This is a genomic window from Bacillus cereus group sp. Bc010 (assembly GCF_027716745.1).
Lineage (GTDB): Bacteria > Bacillota > Bacilli > Bacillales > Bacillaceae_G > Bacillus_A > Bacillus_A pacificus.
In genome coordinates this window covers 1-12276 of the sequence record NZ_JAQFUY010000039.1, presented here as the reverse complement: position 1 = coordinate 12276, position 12276 = coordinate 1, and the positions used below count along the sequence as shown (strand labels likewise).

The following is a 12276-nucleotide window of genomic DNA, read 5'->3' as shown; positions in this document are numbered from 1 at the left end:
GTTGTTTACTGGATTAGGGATTAGTTGCACAATATTAATGGCAGTTCTTCCGGGAGCTATATACTACATTCATAAAAAAATTACAACGTATGGAGCGCAGCCTTGGAATAATGATGTGCAAAAAAAGAAACCTGAATAATTTCAGGTTTCTTTCGCACAAAGCATATGTGAAGGGGGATACCTTCTATGTATGCTTTGTTTTTATACAAGCCCTAACCAATGTACCAATTGTGTAGAGAGGAATGTCACAACAATAGCGATAACGGTAGGGATTGCAAACGATAAGAATGTCCATTTTGCACTTTTTGTTTCTTTATATATGTTAACCAGTGTCGTTCCACATGGGAAATGAAGAAGTGAGAACAACATTGTGTTTAACGCCGTTAACCAAGTCCAACCATTTTCTAAGAATAGATTTTTAATTTGATTAAAATCATCTATTTCAGTTAAAGCTCCGGTTGATAAGTAAGACATTAATAAAATCGGGATAACAATTTCGTTCGCTGGTAGTCCAAGAATGAACGCAGCTAGAATAAATCCGTCAAGTCCTAACATTTTAGCGAATGGATCTAGGAAGTTTACAAAATACATAAGTAGGCTTGTGTCACCGATGAAAATATTAGCAAGTAACCAAGTTAATGCAGCCGCAGGAGCAGCTACAACAACAGCTCGTTTTAAAACATAGACGGATTTATCGAGTGTTGCACGCACAATTGTATTCCAAACCTTTGGCTTACGGTATGGTGGTAACTCGAGTGTGTAGTGAGTTGGAACGCCTTTTAAAGCTGTTTTTGATAGTACCCAAGAAACGGTTAATGTCATAACGATACCAATTACAACCATTCCAACTACAACTCCAGCAGTAACCAATGTTTGCATACTACCTGTATAACCGGCAGCCATAAATAATGAAGCCATTAAAATTAACATAGGCCAGCGACCGTTACAAGGAACGAAGTTGTTTGTTAAGATTGCAAGCATACGTTCACGTGGTGATTCAATAATACGTGTTGACATAATGGCTGCTGCATTACAACCAAAGCCCATTGCCATTGTTAAAGATTGTTTACCATGTGCACCAGAGCGTTTGAATAAGCGGTCCATATTAAACGCAACTCGTGGTAAGTATCCGTAGTTTTCTAACAGTGCAAACATGGGGAAAAAGATGGCCATAGGTGGTAACATAACGCTAATAACAGCACCGATACCACGGAATAAACCAAGTATTAAAATGCCATGTAGCCATTCAGGTGCATGTGCTGCTTGAAACCAAGATGTTAAATATCCTTCGGCCCATCCGAAGAACTCAGCAATCATATCAGATGGTACGTTAGCCCCTGCAATTGTAAGATAAAAAATGATAGATAAAATACCAAGCATAATTGGGAATCCCCAGATTGGAGATGTGAAAATTTTATCTAGTTTTTCAGAACGATACAATTTATCCGTATTTGTATATTGAACAGATTCTTTACATATGCTTGCAGATGTTCGGTAAATATCTCCGACAATATCATCTCGTATATCCTCTTTTGATAGTGCTTGTGCATGTTGAATAATATAGTCTAATGGAAGAGCTTTACTGGCTGAGTGAGATTCCATTCATTACGACCTCCCTTACAAGTGGTTCATTATGGTGTTTTTGAAGTGTAGTTAAGAAATTTTTATCTCCATCTAATATACGTAACGCAATCCAGCGTGCTGGATACGTATCACCGAACACTTTATAAATTTGTGGTTCTAATTCCTGAATCATATTCTCGATTTTTTCGCTGTAAGAAATTTTAATTGGTGTTGGAATTAGCTTTTTATTTGCTACTTTGGCAATAACATTTAGTAAATGACCGATGCCTACTCGGTTACGAGCGGAAATTTTAACTACAGGTACACCGAGTGATTTTGCTAATTTCTTTTCATCAATAACGATGCCTTTTTTCTCAGCTTCATCAATTAAGTTAATACAAATGACTACGTTGCTCGTCATTTCCATCACTTGGAGTGCTAAATTTAAATTTCGCTCCATAGCAGTTGCATCGACAACAACTACAGTTACTTCTGGTTTTTCAAATATAATATAATCCCTTGCTACTTCTTCATCTGCAGAATTTGAATATAGTGAGTAAGTTCCAGGTAAATCTATTAATGTATATTTACTACCGTTATGTTCATATTCCCCTTCAGCTTTTAAAACAGTTTTTCCTGTCCAGTTTCCAGTATGTTGTTTTAAGCCTGTTAAAGTATTAAATAATGTACTTTTCCCGGTATTCGGGTTGCCGGCTAAAGCAATGCGATGTTTGCTCATCTGAAATCATCTCCTATTAATATCCCGAAAATAAGGGAGCTTTCTTCCTTACGTAGTGCAATAGTGGTGTTGCTTACTTGATAAGCGACCGGATCTCCAAGTGGACTGCGTTGTAATACTTTAATTGTTGCCCCAGGGATAAATCCTAAATCTAATAAACGTCGTTTCATAGTTCCTTCTAATTGTATCTTCTCAATTTGTACAAACTCTCCTGTCTTAAATTCGGAAAGTGGTTTTATATTAGCCGATACCATAAAAGTTACCTCATCTCTATATTGTTAGTTTAAGTTTAAAAAGTTTCCTTAGGTAAACTTTTTGTTAGTAATATAGTAGACTACATTGGATGATGCTGTCAATTGGTACTTTAAAAATATTCATTTATTTTTAGAATTGTTCCAATTTATTTAGTTGTACTAAAAAATATTACTGAAATTCTGTGTAATGTGCATAAATTAGGCGTGTAAAAGTAACAAAATACAGCGGAATTGTAAATGTAACTTTAACTAAAAGGGAAAAAGAGCGAAAAACATTTACATTTAATTTACATTGTTAAGAGTAAATTTACATTACAGCTTAATTAGTGTGGATTTTGTTGGGTTCTTTAACTATAAATGTTGGGATTCCTAGTTTTTAAGGATTATTATCGTCATTTACTTAAAATTAAAAATTGCTTAACACTCACATAATATTATTGTCCTACAATGAATTTGTGTTCGAAAGAAGTAGATAAATGTGAAAAGTGATAATCCAAATGGGGGTACAAGACATGGTCATGAAAAAGGGTATTAAATTTTCTTTAGCAGCTTTAGTGGTAGCGGGTTCATTAGTGGGATGTGGAAAAGCAGAAGAGACATCAGGTAAAGATGCTAAAGGAAGCGATAATGCAAAACAAGAATTGTCAGGTACGATAGCAGCTGCAGGCTCTACAGCACTTCAACCTCTTGCAGAGGAAGCTGGAAAGAAATTTATGGAGAAAAATTCAAACGTTTCTATTCAAGTGCAAGGTGGCGGTAGTGGAACTGGAATTAACCAAGTAGCTTCTGGTGCGGTCCAAATTGGTAACTCAGATGTTCCATCTGCAGATAAAATAAAAGATGCTGATAAGGCGAAAGAATTAGTAGATAACAAGGTGGCGGGTATTGCATTCGCACTTGTCGTAAATAAAGATGTAAAAGTTGATAACTTAACAGTACAACAAGTACAAGATATCTTCACTGGAAAAGTAACAAACTGGAAAGAGGTAGGCGGGAAAGATGAAAAAATCAACGTAATTAACCGTCCAGCTTCTTCTGGTACACGTGCTACATTTGAAAAAACAATTATGAAAGATGCGAAAATTAATGACGGAACTGGTACTACACAAGATTCTAACGGTGCAGTAGAGCAAGCGATTAATTCTACTCCAGGTTCAGTAAGTTATTTAGCAATGTCTTACATGGTTGGCGAGAAAAAAGGTGCGCTACAAACAGTGAAAATTGATGGTGCTGAACCAAAAGTTGAAAACATTGCGTCTGGTAAATATCCATTCTGGTCTTACGAGTACATGGTAACGAAAGGTGAAGCGAAAGAAGCAACAAAAGCTTACATTGACTATGTAAAAGGTAAAGATTTTGAAAAGCAAGTAGAAGATATGGGTTATATTCCAATGTCTAAATTAAATAAGTAATAAAATTTATGGGGCTGGCTGCAAGGCCAGTCCTGTTCATTTCAATTTATGAAGTGGGGTCTGTCCTGTGATGAAGGGGAAAAAACAAATTAATTACGTGAAAAGTGAATATATAGGAAGATCACTTGTTACGTTTTGTGGTATTTTTATTGTTTTAGTTACATTAGCTATTATTGCGTTTATTTGCGGTAAAGGAATTCAATCTTTTACGCAAAGTGGTATCTCGTTTACTGAGATGTTAACATCGACAAAATGGAGTCCAAATGCTGATGAGGGAACTTTCGGGGCTGTAATTTTCATTGTAGGTTCAACGGTGGTTTCGTTAGGTGCGGTTATTATTAGTGCACCAATTGCTATAGCTCTTGCTATATTCATGAATTTAATTTCGCCGAAGTTTGGAAATAAAGTATTGAAGCCTGTTTTAGAATTATTAGTTGGTATTCCTTCGGTTGTATACGGATTATTAGGGGTTACAATTTTAGTACCGCTATTACGTGATTCGTTTGGGGGAGTAGGGTTTAGTTTAATTGCAGGTATTATTGTCCTGAGTATTATGATTTTACCTACTATTGCTAGTATCGCTTCTGATGCAATACGCTCTGTTCCATTTGATTATTTAGAAGCTTCTTATGGTTTAGGATCAACGAAATGGCAAGCGATTAGCCGAGTAATTGTTCCTGCTGCGAAAAAAGGGATTTTAACAGGTGTTGTTTTAGGTTTAGCGCGTGCTTTTGGTGAAGCGTTAGCGGTTCAAATGGTAATTGGGAATACGGTTAAATTACCAGAAGGAATATATAGTCCGACAGCAACGTTAACTGGTATTTTGACAATGGATATGACAAATACATTAAACGGAACTGCTTGGAACAATGCGCTATGGACTTTAGCAATGATTTTACTTGTTATTTCATTCCTGTTTATTTTAGTTATTCGAGCAATTGGGCAAAGAGGTGAGCGATAATAATGAATGCAAGGACGGTAAATAAAGTTTGGACAGGTATCTTTTATGCGGTTGCGGCTTTAGTCGTAGCTTTACTAGTGTTCTTAGTATTTGAGATTTTACAAAAGGGATGGGGTTTTTGGGATCCTAATTTCCTGTTTGGAGAACCAAGCAATACAAGAGCTGGTGGTGGGATTGGTCCGCAGTTATTCAATTCATTCTATATGCTTGTTATAACGCTTATTATATCTATTCCACTTGGATTAGGCGCTGGAATATATTTAGCAGAGTATGCAAAACAAGGACGTTTTTTAAACTTTGTTCGTTTATGTATCGAGACAATGGCATCTTTACCTTCTATTGTTGTTGGTTTATTCGGTTTGTTAGTGTTCGTTACAATGACAGGATGGGGATACACAGTAATGGGTGGTGCCCTTGCTTTAACGATTTTAAACTTGCCAGGTTTAACACGTGTTTGTGAAAATGCGATTTCAGAAGTTCCTGCTAATGTGAAAGAGGCGAGCCTTGGGTTAGGTGCAACAAAGTGGCAAACGATCACTCGTATTATTATCCCGTCGTCATTACCGCAAATTATTACAGGTGTTATTTTAGCGGCAGGTCGTATATTTGGTGAAGCAGCAGCATTAATTTACACAGCGGGTTTAACATCTCCAATTTTAAATTCAGCAGCGGACTTCTCAAGTCCTGCTCATCCTTTAAATCCATTTAGACCAGCTGAAACGTTAGCGGTTCACATTTGGAAGTTAAATTCTGAAGGGATTATCCCAGATGCGAAGTTAATTGCGACAAAATCTGCAGCTGTATTAATTATTATGGTATTACTATTCAATGTTATTTCACGATTAGTAGCATCTATATTGCACAAACGTTTTACAGGAGCGAAAAGAAAAAGTAAAACGACGAAGAAGGTAAAAGCTGCATAAGCTGTAAAGGGGAACTCTCTACTTATAAGTAGGGGGTTCTTTTTGCGTTTTAATATAGAAGGAAAAGGTATAGCGATTGTTGAATTTGTAATTCGTTATATAAATAAAGTGAAACTTTAATTAGTGGGGTCTTGCTGCTCGCGAATATTAGGATAAGAAGATGAAAATGAGGGAGTGGGTTTAATTTGTTTTTTCTGCAAATGTCAGGATTTCCTGGATCGGGAAAATCGACAGTTTCTAAGTATATAGCGAAGTTAACAGGTGCTGTAATTGTAGATCATGACGTTTTGAAATCAGCGTTGTTACAGTCATTGGAAATGAAAGGGATTGAATCAGCGGTTGTTGGAGGAGTATCATACGATGTTGAGTGGGCATTGATTGATTCTTATTTAGACCAAGGGCATAGTGTGATATTGGATAGTCCATGTCTATCCCGCATTTAACGGGCAGTAAGACCCCCACCTCAAAATTCAGCGAAAGCAAAGAAGTTAGGTGGGGGATTAACTGCCCGTAAAAGCCCGATTGGTTCAACTAATAATCAGTGGGGGATGAACAACCCCCACTGATTAAAGTTTCACTTTATATGAAGGAATGGTTGAAAAAGGAATGAAACTGTCTAATAAACATGGTGTAAAATATAAATATATCGAATGTTATCTTAATGATATGGAAGAGATTAACAATAGGCTACAAACACGTAAGCGTATGGTCAGTCAGGTTGGTCGAGTGGATTCCGAAGTAGCTTTTAAAAAGTGGTTAAATGGTAGTAAAAGACCTTTACATAGTGAATATCTTATTGTGGACTCTAGTGAACCGCTAGAGCGGTATGTGGAAAAAGTGATGGATTATATGAGCAGGTAGAGAAAAAGAGGTTGTCCCAAAAGTAGCTGAATAGCTACTTTTGGGCAACCTCTTTCTTTACGGAAAATATAAAAAAGAATCGTCCATTTTGATATAATTAAGTCACCACAACCAAATCATCAAAAGAAAGGAACGATTCTCTTATGTTTATAGATTATAACAAAAACCAACTGACTTTTCCACTAGATGTTGAGGTTCATATTCCTGAACATCATCTTTCACGTGTGGTTCATACGGCTGTAGAAGCGATGGATCTCTCTATCCTCTTATCACGTTATCCAGGTGGTGGCAGACCACCTTATCACTCAAAAATGATGTTGAAAATTTTATTATATGCCTACGCAAAAGGAATCTATTCTTCTCGAAAAATTGAAGAACAACTCCATGAAAATATCCATTTCATGTGGCTTTCTGATGAAAAAACACCAGACTTTCGTACGATCAATCGTTTTCGATCGGAGCGCATGAAAGACGTGATTTATGAAACTTTCTTCTCTCTCATCGACCTGTTGAAACAAGAAGGGCTTGTCAAACTCGAAGATTATTTTCTAGATGGAACAAAAATCGAGGCAAATGCCAATCGATATACGTTTGTATGGAAAAAATCCACAGAAAAATATGATCAAAAACTAGATGAGAAGTACCAAAAAATTGTCGCGACAATTGAACAAGCAAGTGAAGACGATCAGAAAGCGGAATTAGAAGAAGAACAAATGAAAGATACCTGTTCGGTCACTTCAGAAAAAATTAAACAAACCATTCAAACCTTAGAAAAACGCCTACAAGATGAACCGAAAAATAAAACGATGAAAAAAGCAAAGCGTCAGTTAGAAAATGATCTTCTTCCACGCAAAATAAAATACGAAGCTCATAAAGAAACATTTCAAGAAAGAAATAGCTTTTCAAAAACAGATACAGATGCGACCTTTATGCGGATGAAAGAAGATCACATGAAAAATGGTCAACTTAAACCAGGGTACAATATACAAATCGGAACCGAGGATCAATTTATTACAGGGTTTAGTATTCATCAAAAAGCGGGAGATACAACTTGTTTGATTCCTCATTTTGAAATATTTGAGAAGTACAATCGTGTAAAGCCTCAAAATGTAGTTGCCGATTCTGGTTATGGAAGTGAAGAAAACTATGCATTTTGTGAAGAGAAAAAAATGAAAGCATATGTGAAATACAATACGTTTGAAAAAGAACAAACGAAGGCGTGGACGAAACAAATAGGTCGCGTGGAAAATATGTTTTATGAGGAAGAGCTAGATGAATGGATTTGTGCAAATGAAAAACGCCTTATTTTTTCACATGAAAGCAAACAACAAACAAGCAATGGTTATACTTCTATCAAAAGAACCTATCGTTGTACAGAATGTTTAGACTGTCCATTTCAAGAAACATGTGCCAAAGGAAAAGAAACAAAATCTATCAGTGTCTCTGTCAAAAATCAAAAACAGCGAAAAGAAGTACGCGAACGTTTACATACAAAAGAAGGTAAAGAATTATATGGAAAGCGAAAAATAGAGGTGGAACCCGTATTTGGTCATATTAAATATAATCGTTTCTTCCAACGTTTTTCCTTACGAGGCCTTTCCAAAAATCGACTGGAATGGGGTCTTATTTGTGTTGCCCATAATTTACGGAAATGGACAACAACAGCTCAATCAAAAGCGAAAAAACCCCAATCATAAGTAGAAAAACAATGGGTTTTCTATTTATGATTGGGGTTTTTATCCATATAAAGGTAAAATATAAGAAATTGTCTCCAAAAGGTCGTTTTTAACGACCTTTTGGGACAACCTCTTTCTTTTAAATATCAGGTGTTTCTGTAGAAGTGCTTATTTTTCTACGAGAGCGTCTTTTTCTCCCGATTTTATCTAATAGTTCATACATAACTGGAACGATTACTAATGTAAGAACAGTTGAGACTGCCAAACCACCGATAACAACAACGGCTAGGCTTTTTGATACCATACTTCCTGCTTGTGATTGGCTAAATAGGAGTGGGAGCATAGCAACAATTGTTGTAATAGCTGTCATAATAATTGGACGTAGTCTAGTGGAACCTGCTTCGAGTAAGGCTTCTCTCGTTTCCATACCATGTTCCCGGTTTTGTTGTACTCTTTCTATTAATACGATAGCGTTTGTAACGACAATCCCGATTAACATTAATGCACCGATTAAGGAATTTACATCAACTGGTGTTCCTGAAATGATTAATCCTAAAATACCGCCGACAGCAGCTAATGGCAAGGAGAACAAGATTGCAAAAGGAGCACGCGCCTGCCCGAAGGTAATAACCATAATTAAATATACAATCCCGATTGCAATCCCCATAATCTTGAATAAATCTGTGAAGTTCTCTTGCATAGATTCAGTGGCGCCTGCGATATTTACTTTTGCTCCGCTAGGTAAATCTAGGTCGGCTATCGCTTTGTTCACTTCAGTGCTTACCTTGCTTAAATCTTCATTTGAAGCTTCTGCGGTAATTTGAATCGTTTCTTTTCCATCTTTATGGAAAATTTCTGTTTGAAGTTGCTTTTCTGAAATAGTTGCAATGTCTTTTAAAGGAATTGGTCCATTAATAGGTGATAGTATGTTTGTGTTTAAAATGTCTTCTTGTTTAGTAATACTTTCTTTTTTATGTTCTATCATAATAGTAGTTTTTTCGTTATTGATTGAAACTTCACCAATAGGTGATTTCTTCATAAGGAATGCTACTTGTTGAGCTGCTAATTCTGGTGTTAATCCTAGTTGTTCGGCCTTTGTTTGATCAACATGGATTTGCCATTCTTTCTTAGAGTCTTCTAAATTCGTTTTTACTTTAGAAAGATCATCCATATCTTTTAGTTTTGTTTCGACGATAGTAGCAGCCTCTTTTAAATTCGTTTCGTTAGTGGCTGTTACGTTGAATTGCAAATTATTGCCGCTGCCAGAGCTTGAATAACTCATTTTTATATAATCAAGTTCCGCGGGCTCAAAAGTTTTATGTTCTTTCTTTAACTCTTTAATATACTGATCAATATCAGAACCTTTTTTAAAGACTACCAATATACTTGCGAGATTATTTTTCGTCGTTTGCCCCCATTGTGCATCTTCTGCGCTAGATCCCATTCGTAAAATAACATCCGTTACATCTGAATTAGAAAGTAGCTTCTTTTCGAAATCAAAAGCTTTTTGTTTTTGTGTTTCAGGAGCGTAATCAGCCGGAAAAGTCATATTAATAGATAACATTGTGTCGTCTTCAGATTTTATATTCGCTTTCGGTAGTAATACATAGGCGGCGATCGATCCTGCGAATAATAAAAAAAGAAGTAAGTAGAATAATGAATTTATGCGAAAGAGCCCACTTTAATGTAGCGACATATCGTGGTGAAGAACTTGGCTTTTTGTGTTTTGTTTTTTTGAGTAGTAAAAAAGCCATAAGTGGAACAACTGTTAGTGCAACGATTAAGGATGATAGTATAGAATATACGACCGCTAATACCATAGGTAACATTAATTTTCCGATTACTCCTGATACGAGGCCAATAGGTAAAAAAACAGCGACCGTTGTTAAAGTAGAAGAAGTAATTGCGACGGCGACCTCTTTCGTTGCATCGAGAATAATATCTTTAGAGAAAGCTTCTTTTTGTAAACGTCGGAAAATATTCTCAATGACAACGATGCTATCATCGACGAGACGTCCAACTGCAACGGCTAAACCACCAAGTGTTAGAGTGTTAAGTGTGATGTTAGATTGGTGTAGTAAAAAGAGTGTTAATAAAATAGATAATGGAATACTGACAACAGCAATGAGTGTCGTTCGGAAGTTGCGTAAAAAGATTAAGATAATTAGAGTTGCAGCAATTGCTCCAAGGATTACTTCTTTTCCCATGCTAGTAACAGCATTTTCAACTTGTTCATGAGTTGACGCTAAAAGTTTAATAGAAAATTGATCTTTATATTGTTTACTTATATCTTTAATTTTTTTATCGATTTCTTTTCCGATTGCAACTGCATTTTTACTTGGCTCTTTCATGATGATTAATCCAGTGCCTTCTTCGCCATTTATATGTGAGATTGTATCGTAGTGTTGTTTAAGTTCAATTTGAGCAACATCTTGTAATTTTACTTGAGGTGCAACGGTGATGTTTTTAATGTCATCTACATTTTTTATATCCCCGATGACACGAAGGTTATATTCTTCTTTATTAACGGTAACAGCTCCAGCTGGAGTGGAAGTTTCTTTTCCTTGTAAAACTTTTAATATTTGTTCCGGTGTTACGTTTTTATCTTTTAATTGGTTTGGATCTAGTATAATAGATAATTCAGAAGTTGATTTTCCGAAAAACATAACGTTGGCAACACCATCAATGCTTTCGAGTTGTGGTACGATTTCTTTTTCGATTTGTTTTTCATCTGCTTTTGAAAATCCGTTTTGCTTTTGGATTGCAATTTGAGCGAGTGGAATCATAGAAGTATTTAATTGGCTAACTATCGGTTTTGTTGCATCTTTAGGTAATTTAATTGTAGTAAGGGCCTTCTCAACTTCACGTGTGGCATCTTTCATATTTGCTTTGGATGTATACGCGATATCGATGCGTGATAATCCTTCGTGAGTAGAAGAGGTGATGTTGTCAATGTGTTCTAAGTTGCGAAATTGTTTTTCAAGGGGAGCGGTTACTTCTTTTGTCATTGCTTCGGCGTCGAGTCCTGGAGATAAGGTTGTAACGGTGACTGCGGGATTATCGATGCTAGGTAAAAATTCCATAGGTAATTTAGAGCCGGAATAAACACCGAGTATGGAAATGAGAAAAACCATGATGATAACAGCGGCGCGGTTTTTTAATGAAAACTTCGTTAACCTATCCATAAAGTAATTCCTCCATTGGCTTATTTGTAGTTGAATACGTCTTTTCTTACTATATAACAAAAAATGGATATTTTTCATTAATTAAATGTAAAAAAATTCTAACAATAATCTTAAGTTGATGTTTCGTTGGAATTTCGTTATCTATCCCGCCGTTGGTCGGACGATAAAATTCTCGCCTCGAATTCGGTTGGGGTGGAGCTATCTGCCAACAACCGGTTCTTTCAATTAGTAATGATTTGTGTGGAGGGACAAAAAATCAACATGTTCGTATTATTAGGAAGTGGCGAAGCTATTTTCTTTTTAAATGTGGACTTTAATGTAGAAGAGAATGAAAAGGTGGGAGGGATTATGAAAGGCAGTTTGGTTAATTAGAGTGTATTGGTATACAATCAAAATACTTATTTTCAGTAGAGAGAATAAAAGGTTTTACTATAGAAGAAAGTAGGATAGATAATTTTTTTGTTTTTTTATAAAAAACACTTGTTATTTAAAAACCATGATGGTATATTAATAAACGTCGCTGATGCGGAAACGCAGAAAACGATAAAAAAGAAATTTTAAAACTTAGTTGACATCGAAAAATGAAGATGTTAATATGATGAAGTCGCTTCTGAAGCGATGGACAAGTTCTTTGAAAACTGAACGAAACAAACAACGTGAAACGTCAATTTTTATTTTAGATGCTAGACAAACTAACTTTAT

9 protein-coding genes and 3 pseudogenes are annotated in these 12276 nt (G+C 35.9%); 8 read left to right on the top strand and 4 right to left on the bottom strand.

Going from position 1 to position 12276, the window contains the following annotated elements; translation table 11 throughout:
• The first annotated feature begins 1 nt into the window (after position 1).
• Positions 2 to 139, top strand: coding sequence for a hypothetical protein (locus PDQ68_RS25080; RefSeq protein WP_000493992.1), 138 nt, complete (start codon positions 2 to 4; stop codon positions 137 to 139).
• A gap of 62 nt (positions 140 to 201) precedes the next feature.
• Here PDQ68_RS25080 and PDQ68_RS25075 read toward each other — a convergent pair whose 3' ends face one another.
• Genes PDQ68_RS25075 through PDQ68_RS25065 form a run of 3 tightly spaced genes read right to left on the bottom strand, consistent with a single transcriptional unit; the run spans position 202 to position 2556 of the window.
• Positions 202 to 1602 (bottom strand): nucleoside recognition domain-containing protein, encoded by a 1401-nt coding sequence (locus tag PDQ68_RS25075; RefSeq protein ID WP_000443586.1) that lies wholly within the window; start codon positions 1600 to 1602, stop codon positions 202 to 204.
• Positions 1580 to 2302, bottom strand: a complete 723-nt coding sequence (locus tag PDQ68_RS25070; protein WP_000033861.1) for a FeoB small GTPase domain-containing protein — start codon at positions 2300 to 2302, stop codon at positions 1580 to 1582. Before PDQ68_RS25070 ends, PDQ68_RS25075 begins: the two co-directional genes overlap by 23 nt.
• A complete protein-coding gene (locus tag PDQ68_RS25065) occupies positions 2299 to 2556 on the bottom strand; it encodes a FeoA family protein (RefSeq protein WP_000252983.1) in 258 nt (85 codons plus the stop codon). The genes PDQ68_RS25070 and PDQ68_RS25065 overlap by 4 nt, the downstream gene beginning before the upstream one ends.
• 512 nt (positions 2557 to 3068) lie before the next feature.
• Between PDQ68_RS25065 and PDQ68_RS25060 the strand changes: the two genes are divergently transcribed.
• The 6 genes and pseudogenes from PDQ68_RS25060 to PDQ68_RS25035 all read left to right on the top strand — a co-directional run bounded on the left by PDQ68_RS25060 (position 3069) and on the right by PDQ68_RS25035 (position 8410).
• Complete coding sequence (locus PDQ68_RS25060; protein WP_000245119.1) at positions 3069 to 3968, top strand: phosphate ABC transporter substrate-binding protein PstS; 900 nt, start codon at positions 3069 to 3071, stop codon at positions 3966 to 3968.
• A 70-nt stretch (positions 3969 to 4038) separates the two neighbouring features.
• A complete protein-coding gene (gene pstC, locus PDQ68_RS25055; RefSeq protein ID WP_011040013.1) occupies positions 4039 to 4929 on the top strand; it encodes a phosphate ABC transporter permease subunit PstC in 891 nt (296 codons plus the stop codon).
• Between the two features lie 2 nt (positions 4930 to 4931).
• Positions 4932 to 5852, top strand: a complete 921-nt coding sequence (pstA, locus tag PDQ68_RS25050) for a phosphate ABC transporter permease PstA (protein WP_000994138.1) — start codon at positions 4932 to 4934, stop codon at positions 5850 to 5852.
• A gap of 185 nt (positions 5853 to 6037) precedes the next feature.
• A pseudogene (locus PDQ68_RS25045) lies at positions 6038 to 6280 on the top strand (P-loop nucleotide/nucleoside kinase family protein); the annotation flags it as partial.
• A gap of 151 nt (positions 6281 to 6431) precedes the next feature.
• Positions 6432 to 6713: pseudogene (locus PDQ68_RS25040) on the top strand (AAA family ATPase); the annotation flags it as partial.
• 143 nt (positions 6714 to 6856) lie between these two features.
• Entirely contained in the window at positions 6857 to 8410 is a 1554-nt protein-coding gene (locus PDQ68_RS25035) for an IS1182-like element ISBce1 family transposase (protein ID WP_061183010.1), read from the top strand.
• A gap of 118 nt (positions 8411 to 8528) precedes the next feature.
• On the opposite strand, the pseudogene PDQ68_RS25030 reads toward PDQ68_RS25035, so the two are convergent.
• Positions 8529 to 11574, bottom strand: a pseudogene (locus tag PDQ68_RS25030) (efflux RND transporter permease subunit).
• Between the two features lie 126 nt (positions 11575 to 11700).
• Between PDQ68_RS25030 and PDQ68_RS25025 the strand changes: the two are divergent.
• Positions 11701 to 11946 carry a hypothetical protein gene (locus tag PDQ68_RS25025; RefSeq protein WP_011040015.1) on the top strand — a complete coding sequence of 82 codons (246 nt, stop codon included), beginning with the start codon at positions 11701 to 11703 and terminating at the stop codon, positions 11944 to 11946.
• The last annotated feature ends 330 nt before the right edge of the window (positions 11947 to 12276 follow it).